Source organism: Microbulbifer maximicatervae (SeqCode), from assembly GCF_052467815.1.
On record NZ_CP174326.1, the window covers coordinates 3494804 to 3519826 of the forward strand.

General features: G+C 44.9%; 19 protein-coding genes. 12 read left to right on the plus strand and 7 right to left on the minus strand.

The genetic code is table 11. The features are described 5' to 3' along the window. Positions 1 to 469 precede the first annotated feature (469 nt). Positions 470 to 1489 carry an NADPH-dependent aldehyde reductase Ahr gene (ahr, locus tag ACJJIW_RS15310; protein ID WP_444935618.1) on the plus strand — a complete coding sequence of 340 codons (1020 nt, stop codon included), beginning with the start codon at positions 470 to 472 and terminating at the stop codon, positions 1487 to 1489. 1071 nt (positions 1490 to 2560) lie between these two features. After that, positions 2561 to 2938: a hypothetical protein gene (locus ACJJIW_RS15315; protein ID WP_444894198.1), complete on the plus strand. Its 378-nt coding sequence runs from the start codon at positions 2561 to 2563 to the stop codon at positions 2936 to 2938. A 1240-nt stretch (positions 2939 to 4178) separates the two neighbouring features. Here the strand turns inward: ACJJIW_RS15315 and ACJJIW_RS15320 are convergent. After that, complete coding sequence (locus ACJJIW_RS15320) at positions 4179 to 4760, minus strand: TetR/AcrR family transcriptional regulator (RefSeq protein WP_444894197.1); 582 nt, start codon at positions 4758 to 4760, stop codon at positions 4179 to 4181. Positions 4761 to 4880: 120 nt separating this feature from the next. On the opposite strand from ACJJIW_RS15320, the gene ACJJIW_RS15325 reads away from it, so the two are divergent. The 3 genes from ACJJIW_RS15325 to ACJJIW_RS15335 all read left to right on the plus strand — a co-directional run bounded on the left by ACJJIW_RS15325 (position 4881) and on the right by ACJJIW_RS15335 (position 7388). Continuing rightward, the gene (locus ACJJIW_RS15325; protein WP_444894196.1) at positions 4881 to 5630 is read left to right on the plus strand and encodes an SDR family NAD(P)-dependent oxidoreductase; all 750 of its coding nucleotides are present in this window, start codon (positions 4881 to 4883) and stop codon (positions 5628 to 5630) included. A gap of 93 nt (positions 5631 to 5723) precedes the next feature. Continuing rightward, positions 5724 to 6671, plus strand: a complete 948-nt coding sequence (locus ACJJIW_RS15330) for an alpha/beta hydrolase family protein (RefSeq protein ID WP_444935619.1) — start codon at positions 5724 to 5726, stop codon at positions 6669 to 6671. Between the two features lie 456 nt (positions 6672 to 7127). Next, positions 7128 to 7388: a hypothetical protein gene (locus ACJJIW_RS15335; RefSeq protein ID WP_444935620.1), complete on the plus strand. Its 261-nt coding sequence runs from the start codon at positions 7128 to 7130 to the stop codon at positions 7386 to 7388. Between the two features lie 182 nt (positions 7389 to 7570). Here the strand turns inward: ACJJIW_RS15335 and ACJJIW_RS15340 are convergent, their stop codons facing one another. The 5 genes from ACJJIW_RS15340 to ACJJIW_RS15360 form a co-directional block, all read right to left on the minus strand. Further along, positions 7571 to 8074, minus strand: a complete 504-nt coding sequence (locus tag ACJJIW_RS15340; RefSeq protein ID WP_444935621.1) for a TlpA family protein disulfide reductase — start codon at positions 8072 to 8074, stop codon at positions 7571 to 7573. Continuing rightward, positions 8074 to 10182, minus strand: a complete 2109-nt coding sequence (locus ACJJIW_RS15345; RefSeq protein WP_444935622.1) for a TonB-dependent receptor plug domain-containing protein — start codon at positions 10180 to 10182, stop codon at positions 8074 to 8076. Before ACJJIW_RS15345 ends, ACJJIW_RS15340 begins: the two co-directional genes overlap by 1 nt. A 261-nt stretch (positions 10183 to 10443) precedes the next feature. Then, positions 10444 to 10632, minus strand: coding sequence for a carbon storage regulator CsrA (gene csrA, locus ACJJIW_RS15350; protein ID WP_282933247.1), 189 nt, complete (start codon positions 10630 to 10632; stop codon positions 10444 to 10446). Positions 10633 to 11310: 678 nt separating this feature from the next. After that, positions 11311 to 11907, minus strand: a complete 597-nt coding sequence (locus ACJJIW_RS15355) for a DUF4291 domain-containing protein (RefSeq protein WP_444935623.1) — start codon at positions 11905 to 11907, stop codon at positions 11311 to 11313. 149 nt (positions 11908 to 12056) lie between these two features. Further along, on the minus strand, positions 12057 to 14288 hold the full coding sequence (locus ACJJIW_RS15360) for a pre-peptidase C-terminal domain-containing protein (RefSeq protein WP_444935624.1): 2232 nt from the start codon (positions 14286 to 14288) through the stop codon (positions 12057 to 12059). Between the two features lie 548 nt (positions 14289 to 14836). Here ACJJIW_RS15360 and ACJJIW_RS15365 point away from each other — a divergent pair. From ACJJIW_RS15365 to ACJJIW_RS15380, 4 genes are all read left to right on the plus strand, one after another. Then, positions 14837 to 15430 carry a TetR/AcrR family transcriptional regulator gene (locus tag ACJJIW_RS15365; protein WP_282933244.1) on the plus strand — a complete coding sequence of 198 codons (594 nt, stop codon included), beginning with the start codon at positions 14837 to 14839 and terminating at the stop codon, positions 15428 to 15430. 74 nt (positions 15431 to 15504) lie between these two features. Then, complete coding sequence (locus tag ACJJIW_RS15370) at positions 15505 to 16635, plus strand: methyltransferase (protein ID WP_282933243.1); 1131 nt, start codon at positions 15505 to 15507, stop codon at positions 16633 to 16635. Positions 16636 to 16938: 303 nt separating this feature from the next. Beyond that, positions 16939 to 17763 (plus strand): transporter substrate-binding domain-containing protein, encoded by an 825-nt coding sequence (locus tag ACJJIW_RS15375; RefSeq protein WP_282933242.1) that lies wholly within the window; start codon positions 16939 to 16941, stop codon positions 17761 to 17763. Between the two features lie 47 nt (positions 17764 to 17810). Then, positions 17811 to 18797 (plus strand): SMP-30/gluconolactonase/LRE family protein, encoded by a 987-nt coding sequence (locus tag ACJJIW_RS15380; protein WP_444935625.1) that lies wholly within the window; start codon positions 17811 to 17813, stop codon positions 18795 to 18797. Between the two features lie 6 nt (positions 18798 to 18803). Here ACJJIW_RS15380 and ACJJIW_RS15385 read toward each other — a convergent pair whose 3' ends face one another. Further along, a complete protein-coding gene (locus tag ACJJIW_RS15385; RefSeq protein WP_444935626.1) occupies positions 18804 to 20186 on the minus strand; it encodes an amidase family protein in 1383 nt (460 codons plus the stop codon). Between the two features lie 180 nt (positions 20187 to 20366). On the opposite strand from ACJJIW_RS15385, the gene ACJJIW_RS15390 reads away from it, so the two are divergent. From ACJJIW_RS15390 to ACJJIW_RS15400, 3 genes are all read left to right on the plus strand, one after another. Beyond that, complete coding sequence (locus ACJJIW_RS15390; RefSeq protein WP_444894183.1) at positions 20367 to 20948, plus strand: HAD family hydrolase; 582 nt, start codon at positions 20367 to 20369, stop codon at positions 20946 to 20948. Positions 20949 to 21542: 594 nt separating this feature from the next. Next, positions 21543 to 22385, plus strand: coding sequence for a hypothetical protein (locus ACJJIW_RS15395; protein ID WP_444894182.1), 843 nt, complete (start codon positions 21543 to 21545; stop codon positions 22383 to 22385). Between the two features lie 147 nt (positions 22386 to 22532). Continuing rightward, positions 22533 to 23897 (plus strand): IS4 family transposase, encoded by a 1365-nt coding sequence (locus tag ACJJIW_RS15400; protein ID WP_507021870.1) that lies wholly within the window; start codon positions 22533 to 22535, stop codon positions 23895 to 23897. The last annotated feature ends 1126 nt before the right edge of the window (positions 23898 to 25023 follow it).

Here is a 25023-nt window from a genome sequence, read left to right on the forward strand (position 1 = left end):
TTCTGCGTAAAACTGCGGTCCAATTTTCCATCAGTCCTCTGCTATTCAGCAACCTCGCAGGACTTGGCACTGGCCGGGGGAAGTACCCCCGGCCTTTTTTCTGTTTTGCAGCTCTAAGGAGCCTCTGAACAACTCCGTGATACCTCTGGCATGCAGAGCGGTTCACAATCAAGGCGCGGCTTCGCAGGAATGTCTAGACCTTTCAAGAGGTCGCAACGCGGAGTGTGGATCGCTCTGCATGCCCCGAAGGGCGGGCCTTGAAGGCCGCAGAGGCATTACGGAGTTATTCAGAGGCTCCCTAATTCCAATCTTTTATTTTTTACCGGTTATCACTTTTAATTTTTATGCTAGATAGTAAGGCCGCCGGCTTACTAGAAAATAAAATTGTAAGGATGTAATAAAGTCCACAGCTGAATGGCGTCTAAACTTTTAAGATAATTTTCGATTTCCTTTTTTTGGGGAGCTCGCCATGTCTACTGCATCCACTATTAATGCCTATGCAGTCTTAGAGTCCGGTGGTCCATTTAAGACCTATCAAATTGCAGCAGGAGAGCTGGGTGCAACAGAGGTTGAATTGGAAATTATGTACTGTGGCATCTGCCATAGTGATTTGAGCATGATTGAAAATGAATGGGGTATTGGACAGTATCCGATGGTTGCCGGTCACGAAGTTATCGGCCGTGTCACTGCGATGGGTGAGCAAGTAGCTCATCTTAAAAAGGGGACTGTTGTTGGGTTGGGTTGGAATTCTGGCTACTGTGAAACATGCCATACTTGCCGAATTGGTGATCTCAACTTATGTAGAGAGGCAAAGTTCACCATACTCACTAATGGAGGCTTTGCTGATAAAGCCAGGGCGGATATGAGTAGCCTGGTTGTTATTCCTGATGGTGTGGATTATGCATCGGCCGGCCCCCTTTTATGTGCGGGTATTACCGTATTCAATCCATTGGTCCAATTCGATATCAAACCCACTGACAAAGTGGCTGTAATTGGTATTGGTGGCTTAGGGCATCTTGCCTTGAAGTTTTTCCATGCCTGGGGGTGTGAAGTTACCGCGTTTACATCCAGTGAGGAAAAACGTAAAGAGGCCTTGGCTCTGGGCGCTCATAAAACACTGAATTCCCGTGATCCCGCAGAGATTCAAGCGGCGGCAATGAGCTTTGATTTTATTCTGTCAACTGTGAATGTCAGTCTTGATTGGGATCTGTATATCCAGGCTCTAAAACCAAAAGGGCGTTTACACTTTGTTGGAGCTGTAACTAACCCAATACAATTTACTCTATTTCCATTATTGTTTGGACAGCGCTCAATCTCAGCATCTCCTGTCGGCAGTCCCGGCACGATCGAAACCATGCTTGAGTTTGTAGCGCACCATAAGATTAAACCTGAGATAGAGATTTTTCCAATGAGCCAGATAGAAGCGGCATTTGAGCATTTAAAATCAGGTAAGGCTAAGTACCGGATTGTTTTGTCGCAGGAAGGGTAGGGTTGTATTTATATTGTAGTTGTAGTATTTGCTAATTGGTGCTTTTAGGAGTGGCAGTTGTCATGGTGCAAGGCGGGTGCTCATGTTCTTAACAAAAATAGAGATATGTAACAACAACTCACAAATCAGGAAGTATCAATCTTTGCATAGGAGTACCAAGTAAAATAGCTCTTAGAAGGTCTTTGGAGCAAGTTAACTTGGGGCCGAAGTCGTGAGCTGGTGAGGCATAAAGCATTTGTAATTACGACAAATATAGATTTGATCTAAGGGGCCCGTGGGGGTGATGAATTTACAAATCGGCTCACATGTTAACGCTTCCGTAGGGGGGGTTATCTATCAATTAATATATATAAAGGAATACTTTTATAAGATTGCATGTAAATTCAACCAATGACTAAGAAGAACTTTGAATTATTTCATTACTACTTAAAAGCTAGAGGTGAGCCTTACATCCACCAGTTGAACCAACCCTGCTTTTTAAGATTTCTTTCTTTATCCGCAACTGCCTATTTTCGTGCTGTAAATGTCTCAACGCTGAACCTTCGCTAGTATACAACCTTGAACGGATTCCTGCTTAAACTCGTTTATTCTTTTCATCGATTGCTGGATGAATTTCTATTGATCCTATCCATCAATAACCGACGCACTGCCGAGCAGTTAGTTGCTCCTCAAATGCCTTAAGACTGAGCTGGCCAATGGCGCTGCGACGGCAATTTTATATACCCAAATACGGCCTCTCGCGTGAAGGACCTTGTGAGAAAGCGATCGCCATGGAATTGCCCCTACTTTAATTAAGTGGAAAAAGTGTAGTCTTCTAATCTCCTTGGCCTCCGAACCCTAAGCATCCTCACCCTCAATTAACTGCCTGCGTTGTGAACTATACAGATTACTTATAAAGACATATACCTGGGCTTTCCATTAGCCATGAACACTACTTTATTAAAATCGAAATAAAATAAAGAGCAGGTTTCGACTATAAGGTGGTCTTCTCACGATTTTTTACGTTATACTTCGGCCGCCAAACTGAGCGAATCATGTATATCTAATTACAAATGGACGGTAAATATCGATATGATGAAACAAGTAAGTAGAACAATAGCAGCCTTGGCTTTTCTATTAGGCTCAAGCATTACTTTTGCTTATGGGGATGGCGATGACCCTCTCTGCACCTATGGCTGCCTTATGTCATCTAGTGCGGAAATTACTGAAATAAGAGCGTATACCCACGTCGGAGATCTAGTCGTCGCCGTTGACACGGGGTTTGACGAGTGCCCAGAAGGTGGGTTTGTTGAGAGTAACTCCGATAATCGTGCAGAATTAACATCACTGCTGTTGAGTGCTTTTCATGCAAGCACTCAAGTGAAACTTCAGGTCTATAGAAGTAATGAATGGGGTGCTACATCAGGAAAGACACATTGTATGATTAGGGCTGTAAGACTGTACCAATAATAGGATTGGACAGTAGCTGCGGTCTGCCATGGCCTTTGTTGGCCATGGCATTAATTCTGTAGCGATTGATTTTCTTGCTTAGTCAAACTTAGGTGTTAAAAATAGTACTGAGGTGCAAATTATATTCATGTTGACTGCATTACTTCTTCCTTAGTGCATCATGGCCGAATCTTCGATGATATAAATAACTCACTCAGATTAATTTTTGCTTAAGAAGGATTATGTAGGCTTATAATTCAGTAGGCTTTTGCTCCTCAAAGGGAAAATTATCAAACTCAATGCGCCGATAAGAACCTCTACGAAAACGAATTTGTGCTTAGTTTTATTTAACTGCTCCATTTTATCGATTGCTTCATTCGGGTCTTCGTATATTTGCTTTATTTCCTGCGCTTCATTTATTAAAAATGCCTGAAAGGCTGATATGTGTATATGGTTTTTATTGCTGAGTGTAACTCAAGCTGGTGGTTTAAAAGTTAACTGGCATCAACTTCAGAGTCTGTTTTCATTTCAGTTTTTATTTGTATAATAGGTCTCCTTGTTTCTACCTCTCCGTATTGATATTGGCCACAAAAATTAGATGCACCTGAAAAATTTTTTAAAAAAATATGCAAAAGAAAAAGTAGAAGAGTTCAAGCTAGCTTGGCACAAAGTCTTTAACTCTTTTCATATTCTTTACCTTTGTATCTTTATTTACTTTGGTTGATTGGGAGGTGCGAGGCCATGCCAGGTAGCAGCAACTTCAAACCGTCATATATATTGATCCTACCCATTAACAACGGATACACTGCTAAACGGTTACCTTAAATGCCTCAGGGCAGAGGTAGCAATTGGCTCTGTGAAGGCGATATCATTATAGTCTACCTCTATATACTCAAATATTATTTTTCGTATGAAGTACCTTGTAGGAAAACGATTATCATGAATTGACTTTACTTTAAGGGAGTTTGGCTTCAAGTATTAAGTACAATTTCGATATAGCTCCTTTCCATCAAAGGCTTGATTCTTAGCCAGAAGTGGGGGGCTTGAAAGGGGGGGGATATACGAGAGACCTCTAAATACTTGAACTAAATATAAAAGTAGGTTTCCTTTCAATTCACGATTATACGTATGGGCTGACTTCTCTAAATAAAATCTATGTATCCTCATAACGCAATGAATACGCTCATTGTTCTAGCGTGATTGTCACAGCCACTCTTTGAAACTAAGAGCCTCTAAAATAGTTTTTGTGCAAAAGAATTTATCACTCTTTAAATCTTAGCCCATCAGCTAATAGTGAGACCATACGTTGAACTTGCCCAGATGAGTCTTCAGATGAGGACATCCCTAATCTCGCAATTCCTCCAAGTAGTTCATCTGCAGTTATATCTGAACGAACATCTCCCGATTCTATTGCTGCACCTAACACCATAGACAGGGTAGGCCTTAAGTGCTGGTCAAAATAGCTTGGAAGGGTTTCAAAGGCTGGATCACCTGAGTGCAATACTTCGGATAGCCCTCGCTTAGTGGCAAAAAAGGTCGCAAATGTTTGCATACAGCTGGCCAAGGCTTCAAAGGGAGGTAGGTGTTTTGCTTGTTCTTCCACTTCTTCAGAGCAGCTATCGATCTCCCTGCGGAAAACTGCCGCGATCAGGTCTGCCCGCTTTGGGTAGTGCCGATAAAGGGTGCCGACACCGACACCGGCCTTACCCGCAATCTCCCGCACTGGGGCATCTACGCCTGAGGTGGCGAATACTTCCTTGGCTGCCTGGAGCAGGGCGTCATGGTTGCGCTTGCCGTCTGCTCGCTTACGTTGGCTCGAATTAGTGTCATCAGGTTTTGGCATATCTACCCCTTGCTAAACGGAACATTGTTCCGTATATTTAATCGGAACGTTGTTCCGATTTTGCCATAGCCATTTGCTGGAGCCAATGGCCCATGAGCTGTATCTATGTGGAGACTGACGATGCACGGTAGACCAATTGCATTAATAACTGGTGCCAATAGGGGAATAGGATTACAAGTCGCGAGGGACCTGAGTGCTAGAGGCGTTTCTGTCTTAGTTGGGGCTCGTGATTTGAAGCTGGGGCAAAAAGCCGCTGATTCCATAGGCGAAAGCGCTTGGCCTATTCAGCTAGATGTTACTGATGAAAGCAGTATCCGAGCTGCAGCCAACACTATAAGAAAAGACTTTGGGCGTCTCGATATATTGGTTAATAACGCGGCGATTAGCCATGCAGGGGAGGCTGGAGTCACTCTGGCGGAAATCGGCAAAAAGACTCAGGTTAGCGCTGTAACTTTGGCTGAATTACGAGAAATATTTGAAACTAATGTTTTCGGGGTTGTAGCGGTTACCCAGGCAATGCTACCTCTTCTCAAACTCTCTCCTTCTGCCAAAGTAGTTAATGTTTCTAGCGGTACTGGCTCGTTGATGAGCCATTCAAATCCCAACAATCCGGCACGAAAAATGTTTGGTGCCTACTCCATGTCAAAAACTGCGCTAAATGCTGTAACTATGGCTTTCTCAATTGATCTTGAAAAATCAAACATAAAGGTAAATGCCGTATGCCCTGGGTTTACTTGCACTGGCTTAAATAATTACGAGGGTGAGCAAACTGTAGCAGAGGGGGCGAGGGAAATTGTGCGTGTCGCCCTTCTGGGCCGAGAAGGGGATTCTGGTACTTTTACTAGCTTTAATGGTTCTATGCCATGGTAATTCGGTACTGATTGCAAATACCAGTGGCCACTTTACCGAGTTCTATTAACCCCATCGATCAAGTGGGAAATTAAAGTTGAAGGAGAACAATTTATGACAACTTCAGATCACACATCAGTAAAAAAGCAAGGCCCTTTTGTTATACATCATGCTGTATTACTGCCTGACTCGGTCAGGGGGCAAGAGCTAAAGGTTCGTGTAATCGCACCGGTGAATGGTGAAAACTTACCAATCGTTATCTTCGCCCATGGATACAAATCACCACCTTATGGATACGCTCCAATAACTGAATTTCTCGCCTCTTTGGGTTTTGTAGTTCTGCAACCAGTTTTCCTGGATTCTGAGGTGCCAGATGATGACCCTAGAGTGCCTGAAATCTGGCAGTATCGAGTATCTGACATGAAGAGAGTTCTGGATGAGCTGGACAGTATCGAGAAAGCTGTTTCCATGTTGCGCGGCCGTCTAGATAAAGAAAAGGTAGTTGCTATTGGGCATTCCTATGGAGCACAAACTGTAGGTATGTTACTGGGGGCTCGGGTATTAAATGAAGACAATATCCCAGGCCCCGATTTATCAGATAAGCGGGTGAGAGCGGGTGTTTTACTTTGTGCAACTGGAACGGGCGGAGAGAACCTATCCCCTTTTGCGGCCAAATTCTTCCCATTTATGAATCCAAGTTTTACGGAAATGACTGCACCATGCTTAGTTGTTGCAGCGGATCAGGATGATTCTCCATTAAGTACCCGTGGACCAGACTGGTTTACTGATGCTTTTACTTTGGGAACTGGTGCAGAGTGCTTGCTGACCCTTGTGGGGGCAAAGCATTTACTGGGTGGAATTAATGGGTATGGCGTTATAAATGAAGAAGAAAATAACCCTGCCCATGTATCAATTGTGCAGGCCGCAATTTCTGCGTACTTAAGTAAGCAGTTCTATGAGAAAAAGTCCGATTGGGAGGCATTACTAAGCACGCTAAAAAGCCAAGATCCATCTATTGGTTTTGTTGAAGAAAAGTCAGCCAACAATTTTATGGCTTTATAGTCTGGAAACCTGTTAATTCGTTTCATTCAATTAATCAGTTTTTCTGGGCAGAAAGTGAAGCACCGCTTTGCCTTTAATCACGTCAACCTTTAGTGAATGATCTGGTAGTGTGATGAGTATACTTATCCAGGCTTTAATTGCATTGTAGTGAATACTATATTGAGTCTCTATATCGATAGAATATCTGATTCACACCCAGGAAAAGATATAACGATTGTAAGGCGTATTATTTAGAAAGCCAGGACTATAAATGGCAGGAATATTGGTTGTGTGTAATTTATACAATTTCATGGAGTTTGATTCCTTATTCTATTCTGTGTCAATATTTCTGACATGTATCGTTGTGGCTTTGTTGGGTGCCCTACATTGCTAATACAGTTTGGAATTTTAAGAAAAGGGTTGTGTTGTGAACAATGCCATTTATTGTAGCTCTATATATTTCCCAGGACTTAATCAATGAGAGTTGCGATACTGGTTGTGTTATTGCTAGTTAGTGTTGTTTATCTAAGCAGGCCGGAGAAAGCGAGCGAATTACTTGCTGAGTACTGTGAAGATTCTCATCCAGATAAATCATTAGCCTACTGCAGACAGCAAATAACAACGCCTAAAATTAGATGTGATGTGCTGAAGGGCACTTTAGAAAAAGATGGTACTTGTGTTAGGTGGGGACCGCCAAAAGGAAGTAGGCGCGGGCTTGATAATGATATCAACTTGTAAACTTTCGCTGACTTAGTGAGCCTAAAATAATCCTTAGATTTATTTGCCACAGCTCTAAATTGGGGTAATTAGCTAAGTGAGCTGATATCTACAGCATCACTGCCTATATCTTCAATCTATAAGTACTTAAGATCTAGCAGGGTTCCTATCTCAGCAAAAATTGCAGTATTCAGTTCTCTAATTTATGAGGCTGTCCCGAGAGCACTTTCACATTTGAAGTCAAAGCTCCTCTCCAAAATCGGCTGTAGTTTCTTATCCGGAATATAACCCCTTAGCCAGCTGAGCGGCTCTCCGTTGGAGGCGATAAGGAAGCTAAATGGAGTGCCGGGAGTTTCGCCCAGTACTTGTTGAAGCTGTGTGCTTGCCTGAAGCATGGGAAATTCCGGGCGTAGCTTTCGATATTCGGCCAGTAGGGCTTTTCGGGAGCCATTGATACCTAGAGCGATGGGTTGAAACTGTTGGGGGCACTCGCTGGTAAGCCGGTTGAGTGCTCGAACCTGGCGAAAGCACCAGGGGCAGTTCGGTTCAACCAGTACTATTAAGCTGGGTTTCCCTTTGAATTGCTGCAGGTTGATACGCTCGGGGCCGGCGAGGCTGCGCAGTTCAAAATCGTAAAGGAAAATGGCAGCTTCTGTCGCGCCAGCAGGCGCGAACAGAAGTGTGATTAGTGCGAGCCAGGTTCGCATTACAGGTTCCAGTCGAAGCCCAGGTAATATTCACGCCCTCGTAGCGGGCCGTAGATATAGGCTACGTCGTAGGCACCACTGGTATCCCAGAATAGAGGGCTCTCACCTTCCTCAACCTGGGTGTAATCTGTCAGGTTGTTTCCGCCCAGATACAGGCTCAGGTTTTCAGTGACGTCAAAGGTTAATTTAAGATCTACTGTCCAATAGGCGTCTGCGCTCGTGCTTTTTAAACTGGAGTCGCCCAACTGGTTGAAACCTTCGTAGCCAAATTCATCCAGATCCCGGGAGCCTACCCAGGTAGCGCTGGCGTATAGCATCCAGTAGTCGGCTTTGTAATCCAGATTAAATAGTGCACGCTGCTCTACTGGAGCAATGGCAAAAGATTCCCGGAAAACATCGTCGTAATCATAGGTCTCCAGTGTGCCACCGATAGACAAATTTTCGGTAAGCGCATAGCCGAGAGTGATATCGGCAGCACCTACGGAGGCGCTTTCCTGCATCTGGGTAAGCAGTGGTACTCCATCCTCGGTTTCGCTCAGTGCTGCGAGGTTATCTACTTCGGTAAATGCCAGTGACAGGGTGCTGTTGAGGCGTTCTCCCTCGAAGCTCAATGCATAAGTTGCAGATAGAGATTTTTCAAGGTTTTCGATCTCGATGGCAAAGCCATCACCGGCATCAAGAATGCCGTGATCTGTTTCGAAAAAGGATAGGGGGGCTCGGTATCCTCGTCCCAGCGCTACCCGGGAGGTCCACTGGTCGTCGTGCAGATAGCGGAGGTCTATACGCGGGGCGACCACCGTTTCATCGATCTCTGTACCGGGTTTTTGCTCGGCGACAAAGTCGGCTTTGGCGTTGTCTACGCGTATGGCCAGTGCCACTTCGAGGTCCGCTGAAACGGTCCAGGTGTCCTGTATGTAGAGGCCGGTGGTCTGGTAGTCGAAACTGTCTTCGATGTAATTATCGCTTTCCTCTCCTGCGACAGAGTCGGAACGCATGGATTCATCACGAAGATCGACACCAAAGGTGAGCATGTGCTGATCGTTAAGGATCAAATTGTTGCGCAGGTCGAAGTAGTTGAGTGTGTCTGTAGCGGTGTAATCGAACCCTTCGTAGAAGGAGTCCTGCTTGTGCTCAGACCAGGCGACAGTAAACAGCGTGTTATAGGATTCGCTGAATTCGTGGAGCCAACTTGAGGAAATTTCACTGCGAGTGGTGGAGATCCATTCGGTGGTTTCCCAGGGTTTGCCAATGTATTGCTGCCGCACATCATCGTCGACAAACAAGTGGTCAGATTCCACACCATCGTAGCCTTGTAGGACGGAACCAATGCTGTATCCCTGAGGGCCGCCAAAAATACTGGAGTCGGTATAGGCTGTGCGCAGTACCACGTTGTCCCGCTCACCCAGGTCATGGGAGAGGCGAACTACATAGCTGGCGTTCTCTTGCAGCGGTGCTTCGCTAACTCCGTTGTCATCATTGTCCATCTGGTGGTGCTTATCATCCTGAATGACCAGCGATGTACGGGTGCGTTCATCATCGCTTACATAGCCGCCCATCATGCCTAGAAAGTAGCTGTCGTTGTCCTCCATGGAGGCATTGATGTTGAGGCCGGTTTCCTCGACTTCCTTGGAGATGACATTGATGGTTCCGCCGATTGCTTCGGGTGCGAGCAGCGATGCTCCCGCACCTCGGGCCACTTCGATACGAGAGACACCTGTTGTGGCCAGTGCATCCACTGCGTAATAGCCAGCCATCATGGTGTGAAGAGGAACGCCGTCGGTGAGGATGGTGGAGTGCTCACCGCGCATGCCGTTCAGCATTATTCGTTTGACCCCGCACATGGAGCACTCATTGGAAACCCGAACACCGGGGGACTTTTCAATGGCGTCAGTGAGGTTAACCGCCTGCAGGGATTTGATCAGACTTTCATCAACAACCTCAGTTTTCTGGATTGCATCCAGCAAGGCTCCGCGCTCATAGAGGCGCTGGCGCACACCGACTACTACGGTTTCCTCCATTACCGTGGGCTGATCTGAGGGAGTTTCATTGGCGAGGGAGGCGGGTACTGCGGCTGCGAGTGCAGTAGCTAGCAGGGTTTTGCGAAACATGAGAGGACTTCCAGCAAGTAAACTGCCGAATATGATAATGATTCGCATTTGCGCGGCAAGCGAGCAAAGGTGGTAGTTTTAGTGGCTTTGGATTTAGCGGGCCAGGAGGTATGGGCTCTAACTTGGAGGGGGCACTCAAGGGGCCTATGAGTTTCTTTGGGTTGGCTTAGTGTGCTGCTCTCATGAAAGAGTTGGAAAACCTTGGCCGATAGATTGCGGTTGAGGCCCGCTGTGGGCCCTCATTTAAGGGGAAGTTGATTCTCAGCGTTTTCTGTTACTGAGTTTCTGCTCCCTTTGAATACGTATATAAATTTCTTCGCGGTGAACTGCTAGGGATTTGGGGGCATGAATCCCGATCTTTACTTGGTTACCCTTAACCTCCAGCACTTTGAGTGAGATGTCTGTTCCAATTCTTAGGTTTTCACCAGTCCGACGCTTTAAGATCAACATATTTTTTCCTACTGAATTTCAAGCTATTTTTTTGGCTCCGAAACCGGAAGGCTTAGAAAGTCGTGATTGCAGGAAGGGCAGGGGGGGAGCGCGAGAACGGTAAGCATAAAAGAAGAAAAGGCGGGCACTACGCTCCCAGAGCTTGGGCAATCGCTTCAAGCTTCTGATTGCGCTCAGCTTTATTGAAGACGAGCGGGTTTCTAGCGTACTATGCATACAGCCATCTTGATAGGTGATTTATCAATTTGGTTAGCTGGCCCCTGGTGTTGGTAGCACCTTGGGTCAGCGCCTTTTACTTACTTTTACGTCACGCTACTGTTCTCCTCTAAGAAATGAGTCTTGGATTTGCTTGAATCAACAATCCTTAAAAAACTGCTGAGTAAGACTCTAATTCCGATAAATATTCATCAATTTTACGCAGCTTTGACACTAAAACAAACTTAATAAAATCCAATAAGATCATTTTAGTGCCTATATTTTTGTGTTTGTTTGAAAAGTCTACAGCGGTTTGTTGTATTACTGGGGGGAAGGATAACGCTGCTTGTCATTCTCTATATTGGTTTTTAAAACTAATACCATCAGTTCAATTGAGCCCCATTTGCTGACCAAAATTTTCATCGGACTTTGCGATTTTTGGACGTGTCACAGGGGCTTAACGTTGGTATTGGCCATGCAGGTTTACATTTCCAACCTTTCTTTTAATGAAATACTTAAGGGGTACTCAACCTCTGAGGGAAGAAGATTTTCCGCTTGCTCAAATTCTCTAGCTTTGACTAGTTGGTGAATTCTGTGGGCACTTTCGGTTACATCAGTAATTTTCTGAATCCATTCATTAACGTAAAGCATTACAGCTTTATTCGACAGCCCAATCTGAATAGCTCTGTGAGGAAGGGGTTCCAGATCTAAACTCCGTTCAGGGTCCCATTGAATACGGACAGGTGTAGTTCTCTTAGCTTCCAACCATACTTCTTTCGTTTGGTATTGATCGGTTTGGTGGCTAAGCAGGCTATTCTGTAAGGCCCATTCAAATCCTTCTCTAGTGATATCTATCGCCAGAATGCGGTTTTGCCCGCTGTCTTTTTCTCCCCAACCCGAACGGTACATCATCCATAGGAAAGAGGGTTTAATCCAGGTCATACGTTCCATTTTGAATGGTGGGGATACAAAGGTTCTGTTTTGTAGGGCGGAATTTGCAATGGCTGTGTTGTATGCTTGGTAGACGCGAATGGTGTGATTATTAAAGCTAGCGCGGATCTGGCGCGTGGGGATAGTCATTTCTTAACCTCTAAATACATACTGTAATGTTACAAGTGGTTAAGTCATTAGTAAAATTCTATGCAAATTTACTCCTCAAGAGGAGGAGTAGTAGAGTTCGATGATATAACGAAGCTCTACTACCAAATTATTAGTTAATTATTCATGCTTCAATAATCAGCACTAATCCAAACATTTTCAAAGTCGGTATAACCATAGATAGTAATATACCAAGTGCCCGATTGAGGAGCGTTCAAATTTATGGATTCATAGTTGCCCCAGTTTTCAGAAGCGTAGTCGGCATTTGACTCAGTGGCGGGTTCACCGTGCTTGATGTAGAGATCTGCATCACCAATGGAGTTGAATAGCGCTGCACCCGTAGCTACAGAAAGCTGGGTCGCTCCTTCAGGAACTTCAATCTTAAACTCTAATTGATCTCCTGCATGGCCATTCAGGTCAGAGATAACTTCGCCGGGAATTATAAATTCATCAGTAGATGATTCAGTAAAAGAGCCGGTCAGGGATACTTGATCGAAGTCTGTATAGCCGTGGAGCATGACATGCCAGATCCCGGGAGTTGGGTTTGCTATAGCAACGGACTCCTCATTGCCGCCTAAATAGGGCCGATAATCATAGACCGATTCAGTAGGTCTGCTAGCAAAACGAATATAGAGATCCGCATCGCCACTACCACCGGTCATCTCAAATGAAAGGTCGCTGGCATTTTCCGGTACTGTGATGGTGTAGAACAACGACTCTCCTGCACTGGCATTAAGACCGCTGACAGGTTTCTGATTAACCAGAATATTGTCGGACTGATCAGCCAGGGTTACCGTTGCCGTTAAATCTACACCCTCGAAGGAGCGTTCGATAGGAGACAGTAATATGTACCAGCGGCCGGTTTCAGGCGAAGTGATCTCAATATCTTCAATATTACCGCTATTTTTAGAACTGAAGTCAAAATCGGCTGGGGTAGGTTGGCGATTATAGGCCACATACATATTCATTTCACCGCCCAGTTCATCGCCTGAATTGTCAGTAATAACTGTCAAGGTTTGAGCATTTTCGGGCACGTCGATATGGAATACTTTTTCGCCTTTGCTACTTAAGTTCTCTCGCGTTTTTGATGGAATAAGAGTTAGCTCTGCCTCCTCATCACAAACTATTGAGTTACCGCCTTTAGCGGGGCTGAAGCTAATGCTCCCTTCATTAAGATAAGAATCAATTAACTCAAGTGCTTCGCAGGAGTAGACATCGAGGAGATTGTCCGTAACATCAATATCAGTTAAGAAATGTCGGTCCATTACCCACTCGAATTGCGCAGTGCCCAAGTAGTTGCCGGCAATATTTAATGTTTCTAGACGTTTAGGTAATTCGGGTAACTCTGTGAGGTTTTCATTAACAGCGGTTAAGTGCTTTAAGTATCGGAATACGTGAATACCTTGCAGTGACTGGATTTCCCCGTTGCCTGGAGTGCGAATTTCTTCAATGTTTGCTGCTTCCAGGCTGTCGATCTCACCATCGTTGTTTGTGTCGAAATAGGACGTCAAATATGACTTGAATGCAGGGTCAGGAATATTAATATTGACCGCACCATAGTGGGATGCTGCCGCAACCTGATCACCGCCGCCCAAGTCGATACGCTGGGCCATTATACGGCTGAAGTGCTCATAACCCGTTTTAGGGATAATAGTCTCTTGGCCATTAACCGAAAATGCACGTGATGGATAGTGCATGACAGACAGGAAGTCATAGTTACTGTAGTTGTGGGTTTGCCGTATATCAAAATTGTGGACATACTCGGGTTTAATATTATCCTCAATGATTTCGACATATTCATCACGATCAGATCGCTGATGTTCATGCCTCATACCAATAACATGGCCCAATTCATGGACAATAATGTACTTGGTATCCCAGTTGTTCATGCTGAAGAATTGCCCGCCGCCAGTTTTTCCAACCATGGAGCGGTTTTCAGTTCCGTTTCTTACGTGAACGTAGTCTGATTGATCGGTGCGCCTTAAAAATTGTAAGTCTGCAATTTCTTCCCAGACTTTGGTGGCGTCGATAAAACGCTGTTGATTTTCTTCAGTGACACTATCGTAAAAGTCGTAATATATGATTCCATCAGGCCACTTATTCGCTGATATTTCAACAGCGGACATAATGCTAACTTGACCGGAATCCTCTTGAACTGGCTCCAGCATATCTCCGGTCAGCTGGTATAGTTTGCCATCAATAATGACTTGGCTCGATTTGGGTTGCTCTTCCAATTGAGCAAACTCATTGCCGGTGTAACTTGGTATCGTTATATCTACAGCCTGACTGTATGCCACTGCCGACTGCAAGGTTAGAGTCAAGGTCGCTGAAATTCCCAGTGCTGTACTGGTAAATAGTTTCATTTTCATGTTCCTGCTTTGAAAATGTTTTTAATGTTTTGCCAAACTTTTATCCATAAATAGTCGAGTAGGAGGCATGTCTGATTAACTCTGGCAACAAGTTAAATCAGGATGAATATGCCGCCGCGCGGGAGAATACCGATGTTTGGATTTGAGGTCGATAGGTGGTTTTAAGTTGATTCAGAATGCGAGATTTGATTCGTGGCATTTCTCGAAGGATGGGCTTACGAACGAGATAAAATGTAGAGGATGACTATCAATTTTCGAGTGTATATCTTGGTGTTATTAGCAATACTTGTATTCTGAATATTAGAGATCACCCAGGTGCTTTGTTAGCTGGGTAATTAGTGCCAGATTCAAATCCACTTGCTCTAAACTACGAATATCTTCGAGACAATTTCATATGAATGAGTGGGGTCGTATCCAGTTTGGGGATATGGGGCCACGTCAACCAGTCGTACAAACCCCTCAAATTGAACAACAAATAGCCTGGAAGGCAGTAGAGTGCCCTGTTAGCCTCTCTTGCAAGCTAGATAGGAAGGAGCGGGCCTATGCAGGAGTCGGATGTTGCCAATCGGCTAATCGATGCGGCGCGAGAGTGCTTTTTGAACGATGAGTACCAACGGGTCACAACTCGCCAGATTGCTGCTAAGGCTGGAGTGGCGGTATCGATGATTCGATATTACTTCGGTAGCAAGGATGGCCTCTATGAAGATATGATCCGCCAAACCCTTCTGCCATTGATCGAGGCCGTAGAGCAACTCAGCCTTGATGGCGATTGGGATTTTGGAGATTTCTTTGCCCTTTACTACTCCACCATGCAAGAGAATCCCAAGTTTCCGGCTCTGATCCTGAAAGTCATGGCCCTTAATCAAGGGCCGGGGAAAAATGTGATCCGTCAGCTCCTGGAGCGGGGGCGTCAAAGGGGGTCTCGGCGGTTAGCTGAAATTAAGGGTGAAGAAGCTGAACCTGAAGACCCCAAGTATGATTTACTCAGGATTTCATTTGTCAGTTTGGCTATGTTGCCGATGTTGGCCAAACCCGTCCTGGAAGAGCAAATGGGGCACGTTATGGACCCCGATTTCTTAAAACAGCTTGCAGAGTTTAATGGCCGACTTCTGAAGTCAGGTTTGCAAAGCTTATAGCGATATGGCCTCAGCAAGTTGACGCCTGTCCCTTTTATCTATTTTTAATCAGATGTTATTTCTGAGGAGTTCTTATGCCCCAGTCAATGCAAAGAAATAGGGCCGTAAATTGGGTCTTTCAACGCGCTTCTAATATGATTAATAGTATTTGTAATATTCCTAATGCTCTGATGCCGCCGCCATTTCGAGTAATGCAAATTGGATCGCTATTTTGGCAGTCTAGATGTCTGTATACGGCTGTCCGACTCAATATAGCTGATCATATTAACGGTGAAGTTGTTCCAGTAGAAAAACTGGCAAATGATTGTAATGCAGATAAAGAGCATCTATATCGATTGATGAGGATGTTGTGTGCAATGGGGATTTTTAAGGAGGTAAAAGCAAGGCACTTTTCACACAATCGAAACTCTGAAGTGTTGCGCAGTGATGCCAGTAACAGCGTAAGAAGCATGGTGCTTATGCATAACTCCCCTGAGTTCAGCAAGCCTTGGTTTAATGGGTTTGAAGACCATATTAAAGATGGGAGTGTGCCTTTTGAAGGTGTTTATGATCAGGAAATGTTTGATTATATGAATGATCATCAATCTGTGAGCACGCTGTTTTCGGACGCTATGGATACCGTTGATAATCTTACCGGGCTACAGTATTTACAAGATTTTGATTGGAGCAGGTTTGATAGGATTATTGACTTGGGCGGGGCAAAAGGCAGCAAAAGTGCGAGTGTCCTCTCTTCATATAAACACATGATGGCGATGGTGGTCGACAGGAATAATGTTGAGGGGACGGCAAGAGAGTACTGGAAAAACTCATTGAGTGATTCAGTTGAAGAGCGATTGGACTTCTTCCCAGCAGATATTATTAACGATAGGCTGCCGGTAGCTAATAGTGATAAGGATATCTACTTGTGTACGGCCGTTTTTCACTTGCTGAATGACAGTAAGGCAAAGCGACTCCTTAATAATATTTACTCTGCCATGCAAGGGCAAAATGCTACGCTCACCATTGTTGACGCAGTATTACCTGAGAAGGGCGCAGACCTTAATTTGGCTGCCATGGACATGCAGATGTTGATGGGAACTCGTGGGCGGGAGCGAACGTTGAGTGAATGGAACCAACTCTTTAGTGATAGTCCTTTCTACTTGGTGGAGACAGTCTCCGTGCGTACCTTTGCAAAACTGATGGTGTTGAAAAAGAGAAAGGGTTAGGTGCTAAGCAGTAAGTGGGTGTCAACAAGCGCAATGTTAGTAATTATGAAAATGAAAAAACATTGCGCTTATTGTATTGGTGGCACGAATAGTCCGCTTGTCAATTATAGATACGCCAGCAAGCCAATATCCGTAGTAGCTTAAAGTGCAGTATCACCTGTATTGGTTTTATATACGCCTATATTTACCTATAGCCTCTTTCTGCTAGTCGACTAAGGTTTCGGCCTTTGGTGTCTCAGTGGATATTACAGAATTACTTAGGGGGCTCTGAGCCAATATATTTGAAATTACTGGATCTTAGCTATGTATCTAGTGTCCCGTCTAATAGGCAGCTTGCTAGTTTTATCGGTTATTTATGTGGGGTATGTTTGGGCTGATCTTGAGGATCGAGAGCTAGTTGCTGGGGTTACTTATGATATTCCAGGGCTGGCGTATAGAGAACCCTCTTCTGGCGCTATAGAAGGCTTTGAGCCTGACCTGGTCAGGGCAATTGGGGAGAAGTTATTTGGCGGCCCTGGCTATATAAGGCTAACCCGTGTGCTGGATGAGGATCGTATAAAGGCACTTGAAGACGGAAGAGTGGATATGGTGGTATCCCAGTTTACCATCACTCCAGAGCGCGAAGAAAAAGTGGACTTTTCGATTCCTTATTACGTCACTGGGGAGGGTTTACTGGTCCATAAAGATAGCGATATTGAGAGCTTTATTGATCTGGAAGGTAAGATAATTGCTGTTACTAAAGGCTCACTTTCCCTAAAAAGAATGCGTGCTGTCCTGCCGTCATTGGAGGGGGCAAGATTGGTTGTAGCGCCCACAAGCTCAGCGACCTTAGAGGCTGTTCAAAGCGGAAATGCTGATGCTGCCTCCAATGACATTATTAACCTAGTACTTTTGCGTAAGGCATCAGCCTATCCGACTTTATATCGTCTGGTGAATATTAGTGGAGACTTCCCGCCAAAGCCCTTTGGTATCGGTGTTAAGAAAGGGAATAAGGAACTGCTCGAACGATTAAATGCTGCTCTAGAAAGCCTAAAGGAGAGTGGGGAGATCAATAGAATGCTGGATAAGGCCGTTTCCAGTGTGGGTTCAGAGAATGACCCTGATGATACCTTCAGCGGCTCACAGTAGAATAGTCGCCGAAGTATCCGTACAGATAAAGTCTAATTAGGGGCGATATGACTACTAAATCCCCCAGTGTCTTCTTTTCTTTGCTTTTCAGCTCAGTCCTTTTCTTGGCTATTACTTACAGCAATTATCTACTGGGGAATTCCCCGATGCAGGCTACCCATTCGATCTTGGTGGAAACGGATGCACATGAGGGGCTTGTTTATGTACCCTCCCAGAAACGTCTCTACTTCACCAGTGTTCCAGATTTAGAGATTGAGAATCCACAAATATCGATCCGTTACTACGACTTTATTACTGGCGAAGTTGTAACCTGGAAGCACCGAAGCAATATGGCAAACAGCATGTGGCTTAGCAATGACGGTGAACATTTATTGGTTGCAGAGCAGGGGAAAGGAGCAATCCCGGGCGCTATCAGCCGCATAAGCCTTTCAGACGGTCAACGAGAAGTGTTCGTAGATGCCTATAAAGGTAAGCCATTTAATTCACCCAATAAAGTTGTACAGTCACCCTCTGGCTGGATCTACTTCACCGATCCAGATTATGGCTACAACCAAGGCTTCAAGCCTGAGCCAATGTTAACGCCAGCTGTCTACGCTTTTGATCCTTCAACAAAAATGTTAATTCGCTTGTCAGCGGAGTACATGATGCCTCATGGGTTGGCAATCTCTCCAATGGGCAACCAAATTTATATTGGTGATACTGCAGCTATCGATGGAAAGAATCCTTACAACCCCAAAAAAACAAAAGACATTTATGTAAGCTCTTTGCTAACCCCGGAAAAATTGGAAGAGAAGCAATGGGTGTTGTCGGTACCAGTAGGGATTCCTGATGGTTTTATTGTTACTGGCCCCAAAAATGATCTGTGGGTGGCGGCAGGTGACGGACTGCGACACTATCGAGAGAACGGCTCCCTGGTTAATCTTTACCCTGTTCCCGGCGGTGTGTATAGCGTAGCAACTGACGGTAAAGCAATTTACTCATCAAGTAATACCGCTATATGGAAGACAATTCCCCGAGGGGAAGAGGGGGGATAGTTCCTCTTACTTTTGGAGTGTTATTACCTGTTCGATCTGTCTAGCTACGGCAAGTAGTGCCAAATCCGCTCCAGGTAACCCATCTATCTCCAAGCCCACCGGTAATCCATTGGTACCAGGCCCGATGGGGATGCTGATGCTTGGGGCACCGGTAACTGGTGCGGAGACATTGTTGTATATCAGTGTGTCCAGGGTGGGGAGTGTCTGTCCATTTAGCTCCAGTTGATATGAGGATGTTTCCAGGGGTTGCGCTTCGATAGGTGCAGTTGGAAATACGATCGCGTCCAGTTGATGCTGCTGGATGATCTTCGAATAGCTCTCGTGCACAGCAGGCAATTTCTTTAAGGCCGCTTGATAAGCTGAGTCTGGCGGTGCCTTAGGGCCGAGCACTGATTCCTGATAGACCTCTTTCACATCCTCACTTTTGATCATTGCTACCAAACCCTCTAGTTGAGTTTGCGGTTGATAATTCGCCAGAAAATGCCCCATGGCTGTCCGCATCTGATGAAATCCGACGGGAAATCCGATTTCGAGAGCGGCGCTGACTATTGGCGAAAGGTCTACTTCTACAAGGTCTACTCCGGCATCAATAAGGGTGCTTATTAGAGCCCTGAAAGACTGGTTTACTCCAGGTGAGAGGTTGTCAAATAGAGGGTGGGCAAGCCCCAAGCGCAACTGATTGATTGGCTTGCATTGGGGTACGGAGCCCCTTGTCATCACTTCAAACAGATAGATGGTATCTTCGACACTAACAGCCATAGGGCCGATAGTGTCAAATGCTGGCACAGAGGGTACGACTCCCTGGCTGCTAAGGCTGCCAGTTGAAGGGCGAAAGCCAACAATACCAGTTAACGCCGCCGGTAATCTGACGGAGCCGGCGGTATCGGTGCCGAGGCCAGCGGGCACAATCCCCGCGGCTACAGCAACAGCGGTGCCCCCCGATGAACCGCCGGGGAAGTAAGCGATGTCCCACGGATTCCTTACGGCACCAAATGCAGCGTTATTGGAGGTTACGCCAAAGGCGAGTTCATGTAGATTGGTCTTCCCAACCACTATGGCCCCACATCCCTCTAGCCGTTCAACCACTGGGGCAGAGGACTTCGGCAGAAAGTTCATGCCAAGGGTCCCAGCAGTGGTATGCATACCCTTTACATTGATATTGTCTTTAACAACGATGGGGATACCGGCAAGGGGCCTACGGTGGCTACCGGAGGCCAATTCCCTGTCAATGCATTTGGCTTTTTGAAGGGCGCCATGCCGATCGAGGCAGATAAAAGCATTGAGTTCGGAATGAGCAACTGCATTGTCACAAGCTTCTTCAATCAGTGATACTGCGCTAATCTTTCTTGCGAGCACCATCTCCACAAGCTCATGAAGGGAAGTCGTCATAGTTTGCTTACTAGCTTCTGATTGTACTTGGGATCTTAGATCATAGTGAGAAAGAAAGTAGGACGATAAGAATGATATTGGCTAATTTGATAGCACTAGCCTTGATCTCTCCGAGGCGTATCTGATGGTGAAGAGTGAGCAGCGCGTTTCTGGCCATTGAAAATATGAGGGTTATGGGTTTTGAAAATTGATGTATTACTGTTTGATCTCGGCGGCGTACTAATAGAGCTAAAAGGCCGTCCATTACCAACCGGTAAAGCGCCTGTGACTGATGTCATTATCTCCGGTCCGGTAAGGCAGTTTGAGAGAGGAGAAATCACCACGGAAGAATTTGCAAACGCTTTAAAATCTCAATTGGAAATAGAGGAATCGATAGAGACTATTATCGATCATTTCACAAACTGGCCTGCTGGATTCTATCCAGGAGCAATTGAATTACTCAGCTCTCTAGAGACAAACTACAGAGTGGCCGCATTGACAAATACCAATGAACTTCACTGGCCACGCATCACTCATGAATTTAATGCACATAACTACTTGGGCCGAATATTTGCTTCCCACCTTATAGGTATGGCAAAGCCCGATGAAGCATTTTTCAAGCACGCGCTTGAGCAGCTGGAAGTTGAAGCCAGTAGTGTTGTCTACATGGATGATATCCCTAGAAATGTAGAGGTGGCGAATAAGGTGGGTATGAATGCGTTTCATACGAAGGGCTTTAATTCGGTGTTGGAAGTGATAGAACGTTTAAATGTTCAAAAATAGATTTTTGGTAGTAAGAAAGCTTGAGGTCTAATAGGTTATTGTGTAGAGGTAGTTTCTTGGCCTTTAAAATCTACTTAAGCCATCCAGACATGCCTGCCCTCAAAGTTGCTCCCTCTTTCTAAATATTAAGTTTTAGGAGCCTGTTCACGGTTCACGGTTCACGGTTCACGGTTCACGGTTCACGGCTAAGTTCATTCGAATATTGGTTAGACTATAATTTGCGCCAGTTAGTAAGTGCCAGCACGGTGAAATATGATCATGATGAGTGTTATTTCTGGGTTCGATTGAAAAACGGTGAAAAACACTTATAAATTATGGGGTTACGTGAGTAGGGTAAAATTGAGATAGTAGTCATAGTGATCGTTTTTGCAGTTTGTTTAATCGTGCCATTTTGGTGTAACTAACTGACTTTCAATGGGAAACTGTAGTGGTGGCGGCAGATTGATTATGAGATAGTAGTCAATATAATAGTGGTCAGAATGATTACTATATAGCTGTTAGCTCCTAATATAACTAGCAAAGGGACTTATGGGAAAAAGTACGTACCAGTTTGATCGATGGAAACCGAGAGCAAAAAGTTCTTGGGCGTGGAGGGTGTTTAAAAAACACAATATTGAATTTCAAAGAATGTACACGTCCTTTGACACCGGCAGAAAATACACATATCAAAATCTGGGAAAAAATGGTGCTCAAAAAAACGATGAGCCCGACAAGCATTTTAAATTTGATCGTCCTTGGGAACCTAAAAACTTCGGTGATTTAGAAGACTGGATATCAGCGTTCAATGACCTTGAAAATTGGATGAACTTAAATGCTCTTGTGGCTATTTTGTCTAACTTAGAAACGTATATTGCTACAATAGTTCCACTGGCACTGGAGTCTGATATAGGAACCTTATATGGTGTCTCACACCGGATAGATGGAATAGAGATATTAAAGCACGGTAAGGATAGGCCATTTGATTTTGACGATATTGTTACGTCGTGTACAAAAGGCACTTGGGATAGTCGTATCTCAGCATATGAGCGTGCGTTTGGAAAAGCTCCTAGGTATCTAAAGAACCATGTTTCCGAATTGGATCGGATGAGGAACCTAAGAAATAACGTAGCACATGCTTTTGGTAGGGAGATAGAAGCTGCCAGAGTTAGTGGTGATGTGAAAACAATTCCTATCGAAAGGCTCTCAAGGGATCGTCTATTAAAATATCAAGCAGTGGTATGGAAGGCTACCAAATCTATCGATGCACACTTACAGAATTTCCATATAGGTGAGTACCAAGCAGTTCTTTTTTACCATAATTTGTATCCGTCGCTTAATCATAATGTGCACCAGAGTATGAGAGCTATGGAACTCAAGAAAAAAATTGGGCAATTCGGCATCGAGTCTCAAGGTAAAGAGTTTTGCAAGGGTTTGGTCGCATACTATGAGTCAATCTGAGCTAACAAACGCGTCAATTAGGACGCTCGCAGGCTCGCGCCTATTACGCGGGCGCTAAGTTTTATACACAAGTTTTTCCGGTTTTATTATGTAAATCAATAAGTTACAGTTTGACCTGGCATGAATTACAGATTTGATTGGATAATTATGCAGGACTGGGTCATGGAGGAAGTAAAAAATCAGGTTATGGGTGATACACGTTTGAATAAGCGCTTGTCCAATATTCTTAGTAGTTTAAGTTCAGATCCAAAGAATAGCATTCCCTGTGCAAACAAAACTTGGGCAGAAACGTTTGCAGCTTATCGCTTTATCGAAAATGATAAAGTCAATTTTGATTCTATTATGAGCGGCCATAAATCGGCAACTCTTGAGAGAATCAAGGCGCAGCCCGTTGTTCTTATCCCTCAAGATACCACCTTTCTAAATTTTGCCACTGACTTAGAAAGTAAAGAGATGGGAACACTTAGGCGGAAAGAGACCAATCAGCAACTCTTGCACACCTCCATCGCTATAACGCCATCAAGAGTTAACTTGGGTGTTGTTGAGGGTAGTATGTGGCAGAGAGACAAGGAATCAAGCTCTAATTCCCGTTATACCAAGTCGATAAAGAATAAGGAGAGTCGACGCTGGCTAGACCATTACGAAACGGCTTGTCAGATACAGGAGCGCTGCCCTGAAAGTACAATTGTGAGTATTGCTGATAGAGAGGGTGATATTCATGAGTGGTTTCAACTGGCTGAAGATCAAAGTGAACAGCGGCGGGCGAGCTATATCGTTCGAGCTAAGGCCAATCGCACTTTAGAGCTCGATGGAGAAGAAACGGTTTTGCTTTGGGATCATATGAATGAGCAGAAATCTGTTGGTCTATACACGGTAGATATTCCCAAACGGAATGGTGAATCTGGAAGAAAAGCCAAAGTCAGTGTATCCACTACTGAGATACGGCTACTTGGGAAAGGAAAATCTAAACGACCACTTTCTCTCTATGCTGTATTGGCTAAAGAATTAAACCCACCAGAGGGTGAAAAAGGCATTGAGTGGATGCTGTTAACTGATCTTCCAGTTGAAGACTTTAAGCAGGCAAGGGTCATCATTGAGTGGTATCGAAGCCGGTGGGAAATTGAAACCTATTTTCGGGTGGTGAAAGGCGGATGCCAGATAGAAAGTAACCGTTTTAGAACAGAGCAGCGCATGTTGAACTGCATTGCGATCTATATGATTATTGGATGGCGGCTACATTCGATAACTACGCATGCACGAAGAGTTCCTGACGCACCGTGTACAAGTGCCTACTCTGAAAAAGAATGGCGTATGATATGGATGATGCGAGATAAAACTACTCCACCAAATGAACCCCCAAGCATGAGGGAGATAACCCGTATGTTGGCAGGTTTAGGAGGTTTTTTGGGGCGTAAAGGGGATGGCGAGCCAGGAGTTAAAACCGTTTGGCAGGGATACACCAAGCTACTTCATTATATAGAGGCAGCAGAAACTCTAAATGGACTTAAATAATGTGTATAAAACACAGCGCGGGCGTTATGTTCTCACAAGAATTTAAGTATGGATGAAATCGTTTGGCTTAAGAGGATTGAGCCTTTTAAATACACGAGCAAACCATTCCACTATAAAAAGTCGAATTGGTGCAATATTCAAAAACGTCAATTCCGCTCATATATTGTTCGCATATCAATGAGAGAGCGTCGTAGCTACCCAGGACCAGTTCGTAGTCACTGGCGCCAATTACGATTTGAGGCCATAAAATATTTCGAGTCTAAGTGGGGTGAAGTGCCTCAGGCTATTCGGGGTAGGCATGTTCCACCAAACTCCGTACTATTTAAATCAGAAGGTTGGTCGCAATGGGCAAGATCTTAGACATAACAAATCAATCAAAGATGCCCCTACGGGGCTGGACCTCCACTCCGCGGCTTCGCCGCTGCGTTCCGGCCCTTTATTGAGGCGTTATTGTGGCGGCCGATTTTCAGATGTTCTGTAGCTGCTGCAAGCATCAATCTCTATCTGAGCACTTTTTTCTGAGAGTTTTTCTGCAATTTGGTACTACAGTTTCGTTCCAGTGCCATCGTTTTAAGTCAGCAAGCCCTGCAAGCCAGCTACGCCATCATGGAGTGCCAATCAGATAGTTAACCGGTTGGGAAAGTATGGTATTTTCCCCTTTAAATTTATCGGGCAGTGGCCAGCCAAAGTTGGCTGGTAGAGAGCAAGTAGGTGGTTCAGTGCGCGCCAGCCATAACCAGGCTAGTCAAGCTCGCCCAACCCCTCCGGGGCTGGGCTGGACAGCCTACGCGTTGCTTCGGCTGCCCTTGCTAGCAGCGTGTGTGCCAGGCATGGCATTTAACTAGAGAGGTGAAAGTCCTCTTACCAGGTATTCGTGGAGCCGAAGGTTAGCGAAAGGGCAAGGTTAATATCGCGAGGTATTAGCTGGAGGAAGCTCAACGCAAATTCACGGGGTGATGAACAAGAACTGGATATGAGGTGTGACGTAGGTGGAGCCAGTGGGCACGTGACCATAAAGCTCTCCATCCACAATTGGCCTACTTTTTATAAATCCAGCATCTACGTGAAGAAAGTTAAATGTCTTACCCTGGGAGGTCTATGGGTTGTTAATGGAATAACTGAAAAC